General features: G+C 68.4%; 12 protein-coding genes. All 12 read left to right on the forward strand.

The window, feature by feature from the left end; genetic code table 11:
• Positions 1–3 precede the first annotated feature (3 nt).
• The 12 genes from ACIA5G_RS03340 to ACIA5G_RS03395 all read left to right on the forward strand — a co-directional run bounded on the left by ACIA5G_RS03340 (position 4) and on the right by ACIA5G_RS03395 (position 18,623).
• Positions 4–840 carry an ABC transporter permease gene (locus tag ACIA5G_RS03340; RefSeq protein ID WP_284747835.1) on the forward strand — a complete coding sequence of 279 codons (837 nt, stop codon included), beginning with the start codon at positions 4–6 and terminating at the stop codon, positions 838–840.
• Positions 837–2,162, forward strand: coding sequence for an MCE family protein (locus ACIA5G_RS03345; RefSeq protein WP_395920601.1), 1,326 nt, complete (start codon positions 837–839; stop codon positions 2,160–2,162). Before ACIA5G_RS03340 ends, ACIA5G_RS03345 begins: the two co-directional genes overlap by 4 nt.
• Positions 2,159–3,187 (forward strand): MCE family protein, encoded by a 1,029-nt coding sequence (locus ACIA5G_RS03350; RefSeq protein ID WP_395920602.1) that lies wholly within the window; start codon positions 2,159–2,161, stop codon positions 3,185–3,187. Before ACIA5G_RS03345 ends, ACIA5G_RS03350 begins: the two co-directional genes overlap by 4 nt.
• Entirely contained in the window at positions 3,184–4,170 is a 987-nt protein-coding gene (locus ACIA5G_RS03355) for an MCE family protein (protein WP_395920603.1), read from the forward strand. Before ACIA5G_RS03350 ends, ACIA5G_RS03355 begins: the two co-directional genes overlap by 4 nt.
• Positions 4,167–5,348, forward strand: coding sequence for an MCE family protein (locus tag ACIA5G_RS03360; RefSeq protein WP_395920604.1), 1,182 nt, complete (start codon positions 4,167–4,169; stop codon positions 5,346–5,348). The genes ACIA5G_RS03355 and ACIA5G_RS03360 overlap by 4 nt, the downstream gene beginning before the upstream one ends.
• Complete coding sequence (locus ACIA5G_RS03365) at positions 5,345–6,523, forward strand: MCE family protein (protein ID WP_395920605.1); 1,179 nt, start codon at positions 5,345–5,347, stop codon at positions 6,521–6,523. The genes ACIA5G_RS03360 and ACIA5G_RS03365 overlap by 4 nt, the downstream gene beginning before the upstream one ends.
• Positions 6,523–7,788 (forward strand): MCE family protein, encoded by a 1,266-nt coding sequence (locus ACIA5G_RS03370; protein ID WP_395920606.1) that lies wholly within the window; start codon positions 6,523–6,525, stop codon positions 7,786–7,788. The genes ACIA5G_RS03365 and ACIA5G_RS03370 overlap by 1 nt, the downstream gene beginning before the upstream one ends.
• A gap of 36 nt (positions 7,789–7,824) precedes the next feature.
• A complete protein-coding gene (locus ACIA5G_RS03375; protein ID WP_395920607.1) occupies positions 7,825–8,418 on the forward strand; it encodes a hypothetical protein in 594 nt (197 codons plus the stop codon).
• 86 nt (positions 8,419–8,504) lie between these two features.
• A complete protein-coding gene (locus ACIA5G_RS03380; RefSeq protein WP_395921864.1) occupies positions 8,505–9,509 on the forward strand; it encodes a hypothetical protein in 1,005 nt (334 codons plus the stop codon).
• Positions 9,510–9,536: 27 nt separating this feature from the next.
• On the forward strand, positions 9,537–10,394 hold the full coding sequence (locus tag ACIA5G_RS03385) for an ADP-ribosylglycohydrolase family protein (RefSeq protein WP_395920608.1): 858 nt from the start codon (positions 9,537–9,539) through the stop codon (positions 10,392–10,394).
• Positions 10,395–11,119: 725 nt separating this feature from the next.
• Positions 11,120–14,623: a DNA-directed RNA polymerase subunit beta gene (locus ACIA5G_RS03390; protein ID WP_395920609.1), complete on the forward strand. Its 3,504-nt coding sequence runs from the start codon at positions 11,120–11,122 to the stop codon at positions 14,621–14,623.
• Positions 14,624–14,711: 88 nt separating this feature from the next.
• Positions 14,712–18,623, forward strand: coding sequence for a DNA-directed RNA polymerase subunit beta' (locus tag ACIA5G_RS03395; RefSeq protein WP_395920610.1), 3,912 nt, complete (start codon positions 14,712–14,714; stop codon positions 18,621–18,623).
• The last annotated feature ends 172 nt before the right edge of the window (positions 18,624–18,795 follow it).

Raw genomic sequence — 18,795 nt, forward strand, 5'->3', positions numbered from 1 at the left:
GCCATGACGTTCCTCCAGGGCGCGAAACGCGTCGCCAACCGACCCCTCCAGACACTGGACACCCTCGGTGACCAGATGTCGTTCTACGGCCGCGCGCTGCTGTGGACGCCGCGGACGCTGCGCCGCTACACCAAAGAGGTCCTCCGGCTGCTGGCCGAGGTGAGCTTCGGGTCCGGCTCGCTGGCGGTCATCGGCGGCACGGTCGGCGTGATGGTCGGCCTGACGCTGTTCACCGGTGTCCTCGTCGGCCTCCAGGGTTACTCGGCGCTGAACTCGATCGGGACGTCGGCCTTCACCGGCTTCCTGACGGCGTTCTTCAACACCCGCGAGATCGCGCCGCTGGTCGCCGGCCTCGCCCTGAGCGCCACGGTCGGCGCCGGGTTCACCGCGCAGCTGGGCGCGATGCGGATCTCCGAGGAGATCGACGCGCTGGAAGTCATGGGCGTGCCGAGCCTGCCGTACTTGGTGACCACCCGGATCATCGCCGGGTTCGTCGCGGTCATCCCGCTCTACATCATCGGCCTGCTGAGCTCGTACCTCGCGTCACGACTGGTCGTCATCTACATCTACAACCAGTCGGCCGGTACCTACGACCATTACTTCGACCTGTTCTTACCACCGCAGGACGTGCTCTATTCGTTCATCAAGGTGCTGATCTTCAGCGTCTTGATCATCCTGTCGCACTGCTACTTCGGCTACCGGGCGACCGGCGGCCCGGCCGGCGTCGGTGTTGCGGTCGGCAAGGCCGTGCGGCTGTCGATCGTCACGGTGTCGATCATGAACTTCTTCATCGGGTTCGCCATCTGGGGGACCGACGTCACGGTAAGGATCGCGGGATGAGGACGCTCCGACGCAGGCTGCTCGGCCTGCTGCTCATCGCCGTGATGGTCGGCGGGGTGGCGCTGTCCATCGCGCTCTACGACAAGGCGTTCACGCCCGTCGTCACGGTCAAGCTGCAGGCCGACAAGATCGGCAACCAGCTGATCAAGCAGTCCGACGTCAAGGTGCGCGGGCTGATCGTCGGCTCGGTCCAGGACATCGCGGCCACCAGCGACGGCGCGGAGCTCACGCTCGCGCTGAACCCGGAGTCGGCGATGCTGATCCCGGAGAACGTCTCGGCGCGGTTCCTGCCGAAGACGCTCTTCGGTGAGCGCTTCGTTTCGCTGGAGATCCCGCAGCAGCCGTCGGCCAAGACACTGGCCACCGGCGACGTCATCCCGCAGGACCGCACGTCGAGCGCGGTCGAGCTGGAGCAGGCGTTCTCCCACCTGATGCCGGTGCTGCAGGCGGTGCAGCCGCAGAAGCTGTCGGCGACGCTCACGGCGATTTCGACGGCGCTGTCCGGCCGCGGTGACCAGCTCGGCGACACGCTGACGCAGCTGGGCACCTACATCGGCGAGCTGAACCCCCACGAGCCGGAGCTGCAGCACAACCTGAAGGCGCTCGCGGAGTTCTCCGACCATCTGAAGGACGCCGCGCCGGACCTGGTGCAGAGCCTGGACAACCTGAGCACGACGACTCGCACGGTCGTCGACCAGCAGCAGAACCTCTCGAGCCTCTACGGCAGCCTCACCCAGGCTTCGGTGGACCTGCAGACGTTCCTGCAGAACAACAAGGACAACATCATCTCCCTCGTCGACACCGCCCGGCCGACGGCCGAGCTGCTGGCGAAGTACGCGCCGGAGTACCCCTGCGTGATCTCCCAGATGGCGAAGAACGTCCCGCTGATCGACCAGGCGCTGGGCAAGGGCACCGACAAGCCCGGCCTGCACGCGACGATCGAGATCATCGTGCCGCGCGCGCCCTACGAGGCGGGCAAGGAAGAGCCGCGGTTCGAGGACAAGCGCGGGCCGCGCTGCTACGACATGAAGGACCTGCCGAACCCGTTCCCGTCGGAGCCGCCGGACGGCGCGTTCCAGGACGGCACGAAGCACCAGACCGCGCCGAAGACCGTCGGTGAAGGCCTGAACCCGGCCAACTTCAAGGCCGACGCGGCGGGTGGCAACGGTTCCGGCGGCAACCTGGCCTACTCGACGGCGGAGCAGGGCTTCCTCGCCGACCTGCTGGGCCCGCAGCTGGGCATGAACGCCGCGGACGTCCCGGGCTGGAGCTCGCTGCTCGTCGGCCCGCTGTACCGGGGTGCGGAGGTGACGGTCAAGTGAGGGGCCTGCTCGCGCCGCTGATCAAGCTCGGCATCTTCGTGGTGGTCACCGTGCTGTTCACGACGATCCTCGGGATCAGCATCGCCAACATCAACACCACCAGCACCAACGCCTACAAGGCGCGCTTCACCGACGCGACCCTGCTACTGCCCAACGACGACGTCCGCATCGCCGGCGTCCGGGTCGGGCAGGTCAAGGACGTCAAGATCGTCGACAAGCGCCAGGCCGAGGTCGAGTTCGAGGTTGACGCCGGCCGGCAGCTGCCGGCCGGGGTGACCGCGCAGATCAAGTTTCGCAACCTGGTCGGCCAGCGCTACGTCTCGCTCGGCGAGGGTGACGACAGCTCCGGCAAGACGCTCGGCCCCGGCGGCACCATCCCGCTGGAGCGGACAACACCGGCGCTGGACCTGACGGAGCTGTTCAACGGCTTCAAGCCGCTGTTCACCGCGCTCAACCCGGACGACGTCAACAAGCTGTCCTACGAGGTCATCCAGGTCCTGCAGGGTGAGGGCGGCACCGTGGAGAGCCTGCTGTCGCACACCGCGTCGCTGGCCACCACGATCGCCGACAAGGACCAGGTGATCGGCCAGGTCATCGACAACCTCAACTCGGTGCTCGACACGGTCAACGCACACACCCCGCAGCTGAACGACCTGATCGTGAAGCTGCAGCAGCTGGTGTCCGGGCTGGCCGCGGACCGCAAGCCGATCGGCGACGCGATCGAGAGCCTGGGCAACCTGGCCGAGACGACGTCCGGGCTGCTGGGCGAGGTCCGCGAGCCGCTGAAGAACGACATCAGCGCCCTCGGGACCCTCACGAACCAGCTCAACAAGAACGAGCCGGAGCTGGAGCACTTCATCCAGTTCCTGCCGACCAAGGTGAGCACGCTGACCCGCACCGCGGACTACGGCTCCTGGTTCAACTTCTACGCCTGCGAGTTCTCCGGGAGCGTCAGCTTGCCCCCCTTGATCCCCGAAGTGCCGATCCCGCTGGTGCCTCTCAACCGCGAGAGGTGCAAGGGATGAAGTCCTTCCAGAAGCGCAACCCCGTCCCGATCGCGCTGGTCGGCATCGCCGTCCTGGCGCTGGGCTTCATCGCCGCGCTGAACTCCGAGGACCTGCCGGTGATCGGCGGCGGCACGACCTACACCGCCGAGTTCAGCGAGGCCTCCGGGCTGCAGCAGGACAACGACGTCCGGATCGCCGGGGTCAAGGTCGGCAAGGTCAGCGACATCGAGCTCGACGGCGCCTCGGTGAAGGTGTCGTTCAAGGTCAAGGACGCCTGGCTGGGCGACCGGACCAGTGCCGCGATCAAGATCAAGACGCTGCTGGGCCAGAAGTACCTGTCGCTGGACCCGCAGGGTGAGGGCGCGCTGAACCCCGGGTCCGCGATCCCGCGTGACCGGACGATGGCTCCCTACGACGTGCTCGACGCGTTCCGCGGGCTCTCGCAGACCGTGGACGACATCGACACCAAGCAGCTGGCGCAGAGCTTCGACACCATCTCGCAGACCTTCGCCAACACCCCGGAGGACGTGCGGGGCGCGCTGTCGGGCCTGTCGAAGCTGTCCGACACGATCGCCTCGCGCGACACCCAGCTGTCGAACCTGCTCGCCAACACCCGAGAGGTGTCGCAGACGCTGGTCGACCGCGACGCCGAGGTGCAGAAGCTGCTCAACGACGGCAACCAGCTGCTCGCCGAGCTGTCGAAGCGCGAAGACGCGATCACGTCGCTGCTGAACGGCTCCCGTGAGCTGGCGACGCAGCTGCAGGGCCTGATCGACGACAACGGCAAGCAGCTCGACCCGGTGCTCACCTCGCTCGACCAGCTGACGTCGATGCTGCAGCGCAACCAGGACTCGCTGGCCCAGGGCATCGCGAAGTTCGCGCCGTTCATCCGCGTCTTCACCAACACCATCGGCAACGGCCGCTGGTTCGACAACTACATCTGCGGCCTGCTGCTGCCGTCGTTCGGCCCGATCAACGAAGAGGGGTGCTACACGAAATGAGTGACACCCGCTTCGGAATGGCCCTGACCCGGGGCTTCACCATCGCGATCGTGCTCGCGCTCGTCGTGGCCGGCGGGATCTGGTGGACCCTCAAGGACGCCGGCCGCAACCACCTGACCGCGTACTTCGCCGGCGCCGTCGGCCTGTACGAGGGCAACAGCGTGCGGATGCTCGGCGTCGACATGGGCACGGTCACCAAGATCCAGCCCATGGGCAACCAGGTGAAGGTCGAGTTCGAGTACGACCGCAAGGTCGCCGTCCCGGCCGACGCCAAGGCGCTCATCGTGGCGCCGTCGCTGGTGTCGGACCGCTACGTCCAGCTCGCCCCGGCCTACACCGGCGGCCCGCGGATCTCCGACGGCGCGGTCATCGGCCTCGACCGCACCGAGGTGCCGCTGGAAGTCGACCAGCTGGCCGCCAGCCTGGCCCGGGTCAGCGAGACCCTCGGCCCGAACGGTGTCAACAAGGAAGGGTCGCTGTCGAACCTGCTGAACACCGCGGCGGCCAACGTCGACGGCAACGGCCAGGCCCTGCACGACACGATCACCAAGCTCGGCCAGGCCGCCGGCACCCTGTCCGGCAACAAGGACGACCTGTTCTCCACGGTCGAGAACCTCGGGAAGTTCTCGCAGACGCTGGCCGACTCCGACAAGCAGGTCCGCAGCTTCGAGGGCCAGCTCGCCGACGTCAGCGGCTTCCTGGCGTCCGAAAAGGACAACCTGGCCGCGACCGTGCAGCAGCTCGGCACCACGCTCACCGCGGTGCAGGCGTTCATCGACCAGAACCACGACCGGCTCAAGTCCAATGTGGACAAGCTGGCCGGGGTGACCAAGGTTCTCGTCGACCAGCGCAGCTCGCTCGCCGAGATCCTCGACGTCGCGCCGGTCGGCCTGAGCAACCTGGTCAACACCTACAACGGCTCGGCGGGCACGCTGGACGCCCGGCCGAACCTCAACGAGCTGACCCAGCCGCCGCTGGTGATGATCTGCCGGCTGCTCAAGCAGGCCGGCAACGGCATTCCGGACGTGCTCGGCAACGCCTGCGAAGGCATCGCCGGCGTGGTCGACGGGATCGTCCCGCTGCCGTCGCTGGCGCAGACGGTCCAGGCCCTGCAGGCGGGCCAGCTGCCGCCGCTGCCGCTGCCCATCGCCGGGCAGCTCTACGGAGGTGGCCAGTGAGGAAGCTCCTGAGCGTGGGGGCGCTCGTGACGGTGTCCGCGCTGACGCTGTCCGGCTGCGCCTTCAACGGCATCTACGACCTGCCGCTGCCGGGCGGCGCCGACCTCGGCGACCACCCGTACACGGTGAACGTCGAGTTCCGGGACGTGCTCGACCTGACCCCGCAGGCCGGGGTGAAGGTCAACGAGGTGCCGATCGGGCGGGTCGAGAACGTCGGCCTCACCAAGGACGGCTGGCACGCGCTGGTGACGCTGAAGGTCAACGGCGACGTCAAGCTGCCGGCCAACGCGCTGGCCAACGTGAAGCAGTCGAGCCTGCTCGGTGAGAAGTACGTCGAGCTGGCTTCGCCCGGCGACGACCAGGCCCAGGGCAAGCTCGCCGACAACGCGACCATCCCGCTGGCCCGCACGAACCGCAGCGTCGAGGTCGAAGAGCTGCTCGGCGCGCTGTCGCTGCTGCTCAACGGTGGTGGGGTCGACCAGCTCAACACCATCACCAAGGAGCTCAACAACGCCACGTCCGGCCGCGAGCCGGACATCAAGGCGCTGCTGGACAACGCGAACCAGCTGGTCACGAACCTCGACCAGCAGTCGCGCAACATCACCCGGGCGATCGACGGGCTGAACCGGCTGTCCTCGACGCTGAACGACCAGAAGGACAAGCTGGTCGGCGCGGTCGACAACCTCGGGCCGGGCCTCGGTGTGCTGGAGTCGCAGCGCGGCCAGCTCGTCACGATGCTCAACGCGCTGAACAACCTCTCCGGCGTCGCCACCGAGACGGTGAACGCGTCGCAGAAGGACCTCGTCGCCGACCTGAAGGCGCTGACGCCGACGTTGCAGAAGCTCGGCGAGGCGGGCAACGACCTGCCGAAGGCGCTGGAGATCCTGCTGACGTTCCCGTTCAGCGACCAGGCCGTCAACGACGTCAAGGGTGACTACTTCAACCTCTTCGCGAAGGTCGACCTCAACTTGAAGACGGTCGTCGAGAACCTCGGCAACAGCCGGCAGAACATCCTGTCCGGCCAGCTGCCGCTGGACGGGCTGACCGGCGGGGTCTCGGGCACGCCGGCCAACCAGCCGCCGCCGCTCCCGATCCCCGGGGAGAACGGGCAGTCCGGCCAGGCGAAGCCGGGGCTCGGCAATCTCTTCGGGCTGCTTTCGGGAGGTGCGGGCTGATGCTGGTGCGCAGGACGAGGATCCAGCTGGTCGCGTTCGCAGTCATTTCGATCGTCGCGATCGTGTACGCGCTGATCCGGTTCGCCGGGCTCGGCACCGTGTTCGGCAACAGCGGCTACACGGTGAAGCTCGAGCTCAACGAGTCGGGCGGCATCTTCACCAACGCCGAGGTCACCTACCGCGGCTTCAACATCGGCCGGGTGGGGGAGCTGCGGCTCACCAAGACCGGCCTGGAAGCCGACCTGAACATCGACCCGTCGGCGCCGCAGGTCCCGGCGGACCTCGACGCCGTGGTCGCCAACCGGTCCGCGGTCGGCGAGCAGTACGTCGACCTGCGGCCGAAGGCCGACAAGGGCCCGTTCCTGGCGGCGGGCTCGGTCATCCCGGCGACCAAGACGACCACCCCGGTCAGCACCGACCGGCTGATCGGCGACCTCGACTCGCTCGCCGCGTCCGTCCCGGTCGACTCGCTGCGCACGGTCGTCGACGAGTCCTACGACGCGTTCCGCGGCACCGGCGGCGACCTGCAGAAGCTGCTGGACACCGCGCGCAGCTTCACCACGACCGCGCAGGAGTACCTGCCGCAGACGATCCAGCTGCTCGACGCCGGCGGCCAGGTGCTGGACACGCAGAACGACCAGGCGGAGAACTTCGCCTCGTTCAGCAAGAGCCTCAACGAGCTCACCGGCACGCTGAAGAACTCCGACGGCGACCTGCGGAAGCTGATCGGCATCACGCCGCAGGTGGCGTCGCAGATCAGCCAGGTGCTCAAGGAGTCCGGGCCGGGCCTGGGCGCGCTGACGGCGAACCTGCTGACCACGGCCAACCTGACCGTGACCCGGCTCGACGGGATCGAGCAGGGGCTCGTGACGTATCCGGCGCTGGCCGGGGCCGCGAGCAGCGTCGCGCCGGGCGACGGCACCGCGCACCTCGGGCTGGTGCTCAACCTGTTCAACCCGCCCGCCTGCACCAAGGGCTACATCCCGTACTCGCAGTTCCGCACCGGCGCCGACACGTCGCCGAGGCCGGCGAAGGAAGACGCGTACTGTGCCGAACCGAAGGGCAGCCCCATCAACGTCCGCGGCGCGCAGAACGCGCCGTACGGCGGGGTGCCGGTGGCGCCGTCCGAAAGCGACGTCTCGGCCAACGCCAACCGGCCGGCGGAGGAGCTCGCCGAGGAGCGCAACACCCGGGGTGTGCCGGGCATCGTCGGCAGCCCCGGCGTCAGCCTGAACAGCCTGGGCTCGCTGCTCGGCCTCGCCTGACGTGGATTTGATGACCGTTACCTACCCTGGAGTGTTATGAGTTCGGACGAGCCGGCCGCCGTGGCGGTGGACGAGGCCGAGGAGCCGTCGCGGGTTCCGGAGACGCCCTCGAACGAGTCGTCCTCGCGGATCCTGGTGCTCGGCGCCGCCGCGCTGGCGCTGGCCGGGCTGATCGCCGCGGCGCTCTTCGGGATCCAGTGGTGGGCGGCCGCGGCCGACGACAACGCCGGCCTGGCCGCGTCGCGCGAAGCCGTCGTCAAGGCGGGCACCAACGCGCTGAAGGCCTACACCGAGGTCGACTACACGGACCTGGACGGCTTCTTCGCCCGGCAGAAGTCGGTGTCGGACGACAAGATGTCGCAGCAGATCGATCAGTCCGCGCCGACGTTCCGCAAGGCGCTCGCCGACGCCAAGACGAAGGTCACCACGGACGTCCAGGACATCGCCGTCGAGGAGCTGGACGACCACGAAGGCAAGGCCAGCTTCCTCGCCGCCATCGCCACGACCGTCACCCAGGGGGACAAGAGCAGCGCGAAGCCGCTGCGCCTCGAGGTGTCGATGACCCGCGTGGGCGAGGAGTGGAAGCTGTCCGGCATCGACAGCGTCCCGCTCGTCGCGGCCGGCCAGTAGCGTCACGTAGAAGGAGCCCCGTAGTGCCCCCCTCCCGCCGCCAGCCGCCTCGCAGCAGCAGCACCCCGCCGCCGCGGCGGCCCCGCGTGGCCGGGCTGCGCAAGCCCTCGACGGACGAGTCGCCCGCCGAGCGGACCGGCCAGCTCCCCGCCGTGCCGCCCGCGCCGCCTGCTGGGGCGCGCAAGCCGCGGCCCAAGCCCGCGCCGCGCCCGGCGCCGCGTCCGGCCGAGAAGCCCGCGGAGTCGTTCGAGGCCACGAGCGGGCAGCTCGACACCGCTTCCGCCGAGGACACCGCCGTGTTCTCCGCGGTCGGGACCGAAGAGGAGGTCGACGCCCTCACGGGTGAGCCTTCGACGGACGTCGACCCCGACACCGATGCCGAGGTCGCTCCGGCTCGCCCGGCGCCGCGCCGCAAGAAGCGGGACACCGGCATCGCGAAGCCCTCCGACGTCGCCGAAGCCGAGGCAGAGGCCGCTTCGGAGGAGAAGCCCGCTCCGGCCGCAGCGGGCTCCTTCTCGCACAAGCCGTACGTGCTGGCGAGCGCACTCGTGCTCGTGGCGCTGCTCCTGGGCGGGCTGGCGTACTGGTTCAAGTCCGAAGAGGTCAAGGTCTCCACCGCGACCAGCAACACCGCGCTGCTGGACGTCGCGAAGACCGCGCAGGTCAAGGACTCCGTGTCGAAGGCCGCCGAGGCGCTGTTCTCCTACGACTTCAACAACATCAAGAAGACCGAGGACGCGGCGAACGACCTGCTCGCCAACGACGACGTCCGGAACAAGTACAACTCGCTGATGGGCGAGGTGAAGCGGCTCGCGCCGGCGCAGAAGATGGTCGTGACGTGCAAGGTCACCCGGGCCGCGGTGATCATGCTCAACGGCGACCTGGCGAAGGTGATGGTCTTCGTCGACCAGACCTCGACCCGCACGGACACGAAGAAGACGACCGCGGGCACCGCCCAGCTCCACCTGAACGCCCAGCTCCAGGGCGACAAGTGGAAGATCACCGACATGGACACCTACAACGCGCCGAAGGTCCCGGCGGCCACCGAGGCGCCGTCGCCGGCCCCGGCGTCACCGTCGCCGACGAAGTAGCAGTCACCGTGCGGCTACGGTGGGCTGATGGGATACGAGCAGGCCTACGCCAGTCTCGTCGGCCTCGCCGTAGGTGACGGTTTCGGCGCGCAGATCCTGCTGCCCGGCGACCACCGCGACGTCGTCGGCCGCCGGTTGCCGATCCCGCCGTGGCGCTGGACCGACGACACCGAGATGGCGTGCTCGATCTTCGCCGTCCTGACCAGGCACGGCCGGATCGACCAGGACGACCTCGCCCGCGAGTTCGCCGCCCACCTCGACCCCGCCCGCGGGTACGGCCCGGGGGCGGAGTGGCGCCTGAACCAGATCCGGCGCGGCCAGCCGTGGCCGGAGGTCGCCGAGGCCAACGGCCGCGGCTCCTGGGGCAACGGCGGCGCGATGCGCGTGGCGCCGCTGGGCGCGTGGTTCTGCGACAACCTGCCGCTGGCGCTGCGCGAGGCCGAGCTGTCGGCGATGATCACGCACTCGCACCTCGAAGGCATCGCGGGCGCGGTGGCCGTCGCGGCGGCGGCCGCCCTGCGCGCCGCGTCCCCCGGCCTGGCCGGCTCGGACCTGCTGAACGGCGTGGTCCCGCTGGTCCCGCCCGGCCGGGTGCGCGACGGCATCGCGGCGGCGGTGAAGATCTCCGACGCCAGTGAAGCGGCCGAGACGCTCGGGACGGGCCGCGAGATGGCCGCGCACGACACGGTCCCGCTGGCGCTGTGGATCGCGGCCCGGTTCGACTTCGTCGACGCCCTGTGGACGGCGGCCCAGCTCGCCGAGGACGTCGACACGGTGGGCGCGATGGTGGGCGGGGTGCTGGCGGCGGACGGGTCCCCGGTGCCGGAGGAGTGGCTGGCGGCTTGCGAGCCGTTGCCGGACTGGGCCGGTGTGGGAGGGGCTTGAGCGCGCGGCGCTGCCCCGGTTGCCAGGTGTGCCCACGGCCCGGCCGAACGCGGTGAACGACTCGTTCATGTCGTCAGACGCCGTGAACGAGTCGTTCACGGCACCCGGCGGCGCCCCGGCCCGGCCGAGCCCTCCGGACCACCTCCGCGCCCCGGGACGGCAGGGGCGCCTGGTGCGGATGTGACATCCGCGCGCGCCCCCCGAACCGGTCACGCGACTCGCTCCGACACGCCGTCAAACTCCGGAACCGGTGCCGTCCGAAGTGGCCTGGAACACAGCCCGCACGGGAGGAGAACTCCGCAAACCCCCAGGTCTAGCCCCACTGGTGGCGCTACCGGCCGGTAACCGGGATGATATTCGGCCGCTCACGCTCCGCTGACCCTCTCCAACGCTGCGCCAACCGGCGGGACCCCCGTGTGGCATCTTGACTCTCGCGCCCGGTGGGTTCACGCTTACTCCCGAACGGCGAAACCGGGAGCCCTTGCGGGAGGGACAACCGGCTCGCCTGGAGGCATACCTGAAGACGACGCGAGGCAGGCTGGGCCCCATCGGGAGCGCCCCCTGGACAGACCGCGCCGTACGGGCTAGACTGCTTCTTTGCGCTGCCCTCTTTCAGGCTGCCCGGAGCCGGTAGTTAGGATAGTGGGCACACGGCACCCTTGACAGTCGCTCATAGCTGTTGCTATGGCGGCCGTCACCGCTCATTGTCCCCGGAAGGACGCATCTTGGCAGTCTCTCCCGCGAACCAGGCCACTGCTGCGACCACCTCGGCTGAATCTCGCTCGGAGTCCACGGGAATCCCCGGCGCGCCCAAGCGGGTTTCCTTCGCAAAGATTCGCGAACCGCTCAACACCCCCAACCTGCTCGACGTCCAGATCCAGTCGTTCCAGTGGTTCACCGGGGACGAAGCGTGGTTCGAACGCCGTGTCGAAGAAGGTGAAGAAAACCCGGTCGGCGGCCTCGAAGAGGTCCTGAACGAGATCTCCCCGATCGAAGACTTCTCCGGCTCGATGTCCCTGTCCTTCTCCGCCCCGCGCTTCGACGAGGTCAAGGCCTCGATCGAGGAGTGCAAGGACAAGGACATGACGTACGCCGCGCCGCTGTTCGTCACGGCCGAGTTCGTCAACAACAACACGGGCGAGATCAAGAGCCAGACGGTCTTCCTGGGCGACTTCCCGGTCATGACCGACAAGGGCACGTTCATCATCAACGGCACCGAGCGTGTCGTCGTGTCCCAGCTGGTCCGCTCGCCGGGCGTCTACTACTCGAAGGACGTCGACAAGACGACCGACAAGGACGTCTTCAGCGTCCGCGTGATCCCGAGCCGGGGTGCCTGGCTCGAGTTCGACGTCGACAAGCGCGACACCGTCGGCGTCCGCATCGACCGCAAGCGCCGCCAGCCGGTCACCGTGCTGCTGAAGGCCCTGGGCTGGACCACCGAGGCGATCCGCGAGCGCTTCTCCTTCTCGGAGACGCTGCTGGCGACCCTCGAGAAGGACCACACCGCGGGCACCGACGAGGCGCTGCTCGACATCTACCGCAAGCTGCGCCCGGGCGAGCCGCCGACGAAGGAGAGCGCGCAGACCCTGCTGGAGAACCTGTTCTTCAAGGCGAAGCGCTACGACCTGGCGAAGGTCGGCCGGTACAAGGTCAACAAGAAGCTGGGCCTCGACACGCCGTACGACACCGGGACGCTGACCGAAGAGGACATCGTCACGACCATCGAGTACCTGGTCCGGCTGCACGCCGGCGAGGACAAGGTGGAGGCCGCGAACGGCACCGAGATCCCGGTCGAGACCGACGACATCGACCACTTCGGCAACCGGCGCCTGCGCACGGTCGGCGAGCTGATCCAGAACCAGATCCGGGTCGGCCTGTCGCGCACCGAGCGCGTCGTGCGTGAGCGCATGACCACGCAGGACGTCGAAGCGATCACGCCGCAGACCCTGATCAACATCCGCCCGATCGGCGCGGCGATCAAGGAGTTCTTCGGCACCTCGCAGCTGTCGCAGTTCATGGACCAGAACAACCCGCTGTCGGGCCTGACGCACAAGCGTCGTCTGTCGGCCCTCGGCCCGGGTGGTCTGTCCCGTGAGCGCGCCGGCATGGAGGTCCGGGACGTCCACCCGTCGCACTACGGCCGGATGTGCCCGATCGAGACGCCGGAAGGCCCGAACATCGGCCTGATCGGCTCGCTCTGCTCCTACGCGCGGGTCAACCCGTTCGGCTTCATCGAGACGCCGTACCGCAAGGTCGTCGAGGGCCGGGTCACCGACCAGGTCGACTACCTGACCGCGGACGAAGAGGACCGGTACGTCAAGGCCCAGGCCAACGCGCCGATCTCGGACGACGGCACCTTCGTCGAAGACCGGGTCATGGCCCGCCGCAAGGGCGGCGAGGTCGAGCTGATCGACCCGCTCGACATCGACTACATGGACGTCTCGCCGCGGCAGATGGTCTCGGTCGCGACGGCGATGATCCCGTTCCTCGAGCACGACGACGCGAACCGCGCCCTGATGGGTGCGAACATGCAGCGCCAGGCCGTGCCGCTGCTCCGCAACCAGGCGCCGTACGTCGGCACCGGGGTCGAGCTGCGCGCCGCGGTCGACGCCGGTGACGTGCTCGTCGCCGAGCAGTCGGGTGTCATCGAGGAGCTCTCGGCGGACCTGATCACGATCATGCACGACGACGGCACGCGGAAGAGCTACGGACTGTACAAGTTCCGCCGCTCGAACCACGGCACCTGCTTCAACCACCGCCCGATCGTCAACGAGGGCGACCGGGTCGAGCAGGGTCAGGTCATCGCCGACGGCCCGTCCACCGAAAACGGTGAGATGGCGCTCGGCAAGAACCTGCTCGTCGCGGTCATGCCGTGGGAGGGCCACAACTACGAGGACGCGATCATCCTCTCGGAGCGCCTGGTGCAGGACGACGTGCTCACGTCGATCCACATCGAGGAGCACGAGATCGACGCCCGCGACACGAAGCTGGGCGCCGAGGAGATCACCCGGGACATCCCGAACGTCTCCGAAGAGGTCCTCGCGGACCTCGACGAGCGTGGCATCATCCGCATCGGTGCCGAGGTTCGCGACGGCGACATCCTCGTCGGCAAGGTCACGCCGAAGGGCGAGACCGAGCTGACGCCGGAAGAGCGCCTGCTCCGCGCGATCTTCGGGGAGAAGGCCCGCGAAGTCCGCGACACCTCGCTGAAGGTGCCGCACGGCGAGACCGGCAAGGTCATCGGCATCCGCGTGTTCTCGCGCGAGGACGACGACGAGCTGCCCCCGGGCGTCAACGAGCTGGTCCGCGTCTACGTGGCCCAGAAGCGCAAGATCCAGCCGGGCGACAAGCTCGCCGGGCGCCACGGCAACAAGGGCGTCATCGGCAAGATCCTGCCGGCCGAGGACATGCCGTTCATGGAGGACGGCACGCCGGTCGACATCATCCTGAACACGCACGGTGTGCCGCGACGGATGAACATCGGCCAGATCCTCGAGCTGCACCTGGGCTGGCTGGCCTCGCAGGGCTGGGAGATCAAGGGCAACCCCGACTGGGCGAAGAACCTCAACGAGGAGCTCTACGACGTCGAGCCCGGCACGAACACCGCGACCCCGGTGTTCGACGGCGCCAAGGAAGAGGAGCTCACCGGGCTGCTCGGGGCGACCAAGCCGAACCGCGACGGCGAGCGCATGGTCAAGGAGAACGGCAAGGCGACCCTGCTGGACGGCCGCTCCGGCGAGCCGTACCCGTACCCGGTCGCGGTCGGCTACATGTACATCCTGAAGCTGCACCACCTGGTCGACGACAAGATCCACGCTCGCTCCACCGGCCCGTACTCGATGATCACGCAGCAGCCGCTGGGTGGTAAGGCGCAGTTCGGTGGCCAGCGCTTCGGTGAGATGGAGTGCTGGGCGATGCAGGCGTACGGCGCTGCCTACACGCTGCAGGAGCTGCTGACGATCAAGTCGGACGACGTGGTCGGCCGCGTCAAGGTGTACGAGGCCATCGTCAAGGGGGAGAACATCCCCGAGCCGGGCATCCCGGAGTCGTTCAAGGTGCTCCTCAAGGAGCTCCAGTCGCTGTGCCTCAACGTCGAGGTGCTCTCCAGCGACGGCGCGGCGATCGAGATGCGCGACTCCGACGACGAGGACCTCGAGCGCGCCGCGGCCAACCTCGGCATCAACCTGTCCCGCAACGAGTCGCCCTCGGTGGACGACGTCGTGCACTGATCGCGAGCTGAGCTGGGCCCTGCCTCCCGCGGGGCCCAGCTCGCCCGCCAACCCCCTCTAGCCGAAACAACCCCAAGGGGATCTAGACGTGCTGGACGTCAACTTCTTCGATGAGCTCCGCATTGGTCTCGCCACGGCCGACGACATCCGTCAGTGGTCCTACGGCGAGGTCAAGAAGCCGGAGACCATCAACTACCGGACGCTCAAGCCCGAGAAGGACGGCCTCTTCTGCGAGAAGATCTTCGGTCCGACCCGGGACTGGGAGTGCTACTGCGGCAAGTACAAGCGCGTCCGCTTCAAGGGCATCATCTGTGAGCGCTGCGGCGTCGAGGTGACCCGCGCCAAGGTGCGCCGTGAGCGGATGGGCCACATCGAGCTGGCCGCGCCGGTGACCCACATCTGGTACTTCAAGGGTGTTCCCTCGCGCCTCGGCTACCTGCTGGACCTGGCGCCGAAGGACCTCGAGAAGATCATCTACTTCGCTGCTTACGTCATCACGGGCGTGAACACGGAGCTGCGCCACAACGACCTGCCGACCCTCGAGAACGAGATCGGCGTCGAGCGCAAGAACCTCGAGACCAAGCGTGACGCGGACATCGAGTCCCGCGCCCAGAAGCTGGAAGCCGACCTGGCCGAGCTGGAGGCCGAGGGCGCCAAGTCCGACGTCCGCCGCAAGGTCAAGGAGGGCGGCGAGCGCGAGATGCGCCAGCTGCGTGACCGCGCCGGTCGCGAGCTGGACCGCCTCGAGGAGGTCTGGACGACCTTCACGAAGCTCGACACCCGTCAGCTGATCGCCGACGAGCTGCTCTACCGCGAGCTCGTCGACCGCTACGGCGAGTACTTCACCGGCGGCATGGGCGCGGAGGCCATCCAGAAGCTGGCCGCCGAGTTCGACGTCGCGGCCGAAGCCGACAACCTGCGCGACACCATCCGCAACGGCAAGGGGCAGAAGAAGCTCCGCGCGCTGAAGCGGCTCAAGGTCGTCGCGGCGTTCCAGGCCACCGGCAACGACCCCCGCGGCATGGTGCTCGACGCCGTCCCGGTCATCCCGCCGGACCTGCGCCCGATGGTGCAGCTCGACGGTGGCCGGTTCGCGACGTCGGACCTGAACGACCTGTACCGCCGCGTGATCAACCGCAACAACCGCCTCAAGCGGCTGATCGACCTCGGCGCGCCCGAGATCATCGTCAACAACGAGAAGCGGATGCTGCAGGAGGCCGTCGACGCGCTGTTCGACAACGGCCGCCGCGGGCGTCCGGTCACCGGCCCGGGCAACCGGCCGCTGAAGTCGCTGTCCGACCTGCTCAAGGGCAAGCAGGGCCGGTTCCGCCAGAACCTGCTCGGCAAGCGTGTCGACTACTCGGGCCGTTCGGTCATCATCGTCGGCCCGCAGCTGAAGCTGCACCAGTGCGGTCTGCCGAAGGACATGGCGCTCGAGCTGTTCAAGCCGTTCGTCATGAAGCGGCTGGTCGACCTGAACCACGCGCAGAACATCAAGTCCGCCAAGCGGATGGTGGAGCGCTCGCGGCCGCAGGTGTGGGACGTGCTGGAAGAGGTCATCACCGGCCACCCGGTGATGCTGAACCGCGCGCCGACCCTGCACCGCCTCGGCATCCAGGCCTTCGAGCCGCAGCTGGTCGAGGGCAAGGCCATCCAGCTGCACCCGCTGGTCTGCGAGGCGTTCAACGCGGACTTCGACGGTGACCAGATGGCGGTGCACCTGCCGCTGTCGGCCGAGGCGCAGGCCGAGGCCCGGATCCTGATGCTGTCGGCGAACAACATCCTGTCGCCGGCGTCGGGCCGTCCGCTCGCCATGCCGCGACTGGACATGGTGACCGGCCTGTTCCACCTGACCCGCCTCAACGAGAAGGCCGAAGGCGCGGGCAACGCGTACTCGTCGACGGCCGAGGCCATCATGGCCTTCGACCGCAAGGCGCTGGGCCTGCACGCCCCGGTCAAGATCCGCATCACCGACCGTCAGCCGGCGAAGGCCGACGAGGCTCGGCTCGCGGAAAAGGGCTGGGAGCCGGGCAAGATGTGGCTGGCCGAGACGACCCTGGGCCGCGTGCTGTTCAACGAGCTGCTGCCGGCGGACTACCCGTTCATCAACGAGCCGATGCCGAAGAAGCGGCAGGCCGCGATCGTGAACGACCTCGCCGAGCGGTACTCGATGACCCAGGTCGCGCAGACCCTGGACCGCCTGAAGGACGCCGGTTTCTACTGGGCGACCCGCTCGGGTGTCACCATCGCCATCTCGGACGTGCTCACCCCGGTGGGCAAGGCGGCCATCCTCGACGAGTACGAGGGCAAGGCCTCCCAGGTGGAGAAGCGCTACCAGCGTGGTCAGCTGTCGCACACCGAGCGCAACAACGAGCTCGTCAAGGTGTGGACGCAGGCCACCGAAGAGGTCCACAAGATCATGGAGACGGCGCTGCCGGACGACAACCCGATCGCGGTGATCGTGAAGTCGGGCGCGGCGGGCAACATGACGCAGGTCCGGTCGCTGGCCGGTATGCGTGGCCTGGTGTCGAACCCGAAGGGTGAGTACATCCCGCGTCCGATCAAGGCCAACTTCCGTGAAGGCCTGTCGGTGGCGGAGTACTTCATCGCGACGCACGGTGCCCGGAAGGGCCTGGCGGACACGGCGCTCCGTACCGCCGACTCGGGTTACCTGACCCGGCGTCTGGTGGACGTCTCGCAGGACGTCATCGTCCGCGAGATCGACTGCGGCACGACCCGCGGCATCATGATGCCGATCGGCGAGGACATCGGCGACGGCAAGGTGCTGCGCGACCAGCACGTCGAGACCTCCGTGTACGCGCGGAACCTCGCGACGGACGCGGTCGACGCCAAGGGCAACGTCGTGCTGAACGCCGGTGACGACATCGGCGACCCGGCCCTCGACAAGCTGCTCTCCAGCGGCATCTCGAAGGTCAAGGTCCGCTCGGTGCTGACCTGCGAGTCGGCCGTCGGCATCTGCGCGACCTGCTACGGCCGCTCGATGGCGACCGGTCAGCTCGTCGACGTCGGCGAGGCCGTGGGTATCGTCGCGGCCCAGTCGATCGGTGAGCCGGGCACGCAGCTGACGATGCGTACGTTCCACCAGGGTGGTGTCGCCGGTGACGACATCACGACCGGTCTGCCCCGTGTGCAGGAGCTCTTCGAAGCTCGTGTCCCGAAGGGCAAGGCGCCGATCGCCGACGTTGATGGCCGCGTGCGCATCGAGGAGAGCGAGCGGTTCTGGAAGATCACGCTGATCCCGGACGACGGTGGCGAAGAGATCGTCTTCGACAAGCTGTCCAAGCGTCAGCGGCTCGCCAACACCCCGAACGGCCCGCTGGGCGACGGTGACCACGTCAACGTCGGGCAGCAGCTGCTCGAGGGCACCCCGGACCCGCACGAGGTCCTGCGCGTGATGGGCCCGCGTGAGGCGCAGATGCACCTCACCGACGAGGTCCAGAAGGTGTACCGGGCCCAGGGTGTGTCGATCCACGACAAGCACATCGAGGTCATCGTCCGGCAGATGCTGCGCCGGGTGACGGTCATCGATTCGGGCGGCACGGACTTCCTCCCGGGCGAGCTGCCCGAGCGGACCAAGTTCGAGGCGCGGAACCGTTCGACGGTTTCCGAAGGCGGCGAGCCGGCTTCGGGTCGTCCGGTGCTGATGGGGATCACGAAGGCGTCGCTCACCACGGACTCGTGGCTGTCGGCGGCGTCGTTCCAGGAGACCACGCGAGTCCTCACCGACGCGGCCATCAACGGCCGTTCGGACCGGCTCGTGGGCCTCAAGGAGAACGTGATCATCGGTAAGCTGATCCCGGCCGGTACCGGCATCAACAAGTACCGCAACATCCAGGTGCAGCCGACCGAGGAGGCGCGGGTCGCCGCTTACGCGATCCCGTCCTACGACGACGGTTACTACACCCCGGACGTGTTCGGCACGGGTACCGGTGCCGCGGTGCCGCTGGACGACTACGACTTCGGCCGCGACTTCCGCTGAAGTTGAGCTACGAGAAAGGCCCTCGCCGGTTTCCGGCGGGGGCCTTTCCCGTGGTGGCCGGAACCGGCCAATCGGTCGCGGAGGCTGTTCCTCTTTTGCCCGCTCTGGTTACAGTGTGGTGGTTCTGCGCGATTCGGGGGCTTTGCGCGTTCCAGCGGGTAGCAGGGGGAGA

Origin of the sequence: Amycolatopsis sp. NPDC051758 (genome assembly GCF_044453095.1) — a bacterium.
In the GTDB taxonomy this organism is placed as follows: Bacteria; Actinomycetota; Actinomycetes; order Mycobacteriales; family Pseudonocardiaceae; genus Amycolatopsis.

Coding starts and splice junctions, on each gene's coding strand:
- ACIA5G_RS03375 (WP_395920607.1), top strand. CDS start 7,825: ATGAGTTCGGACGAGCCGGCCGCCGTGGCGGTGGACGAGGCCGAGGAG.
- ACIA5G_RS03385 (WP_395920608.1), top strand. CDS start 9,537: ATGGGATACGAGCAGGCCTACGCCAGTCTCGTCGGCCTCGCCGTAGGT.
- ACIA5G_RS03360 (WP_395920604.1), top strand. CDS start 4,167: ATGAGTGACACCCGCTTCGGAATGGCCCTGACCCGGGGCTTCACCATC.
- ACIA5G_RS03355 (WP_395920603.1), top strand. CDS start 3,184: ATGAAGTCCTTCCAGAAGCGCAACCCCGTCCCGATCGCGCTGGTCGGC.
- ACIA5G_RS03340 (WP_284747835.1), top strand. CDS start 4: ATGACGTTCCTCCAGGGCGCGAAACGCGTCGCCAACCGACCCCTCCAG.
- ACIA5G_RS03345 (WP_395920601.1), top strand. CDS start 837: ATGAGGACGCTCCGACGCAGGCTGCTCGGCCTGCTGCTCATCGCCGTG.
- ACIA5G_RS03370 (WP_395920606.1), top strand. CDS start 6,523: ATGCTGGTGCGCAGGACGAGGATCCAGCTGGTCGCGTTCGCAGTCATT.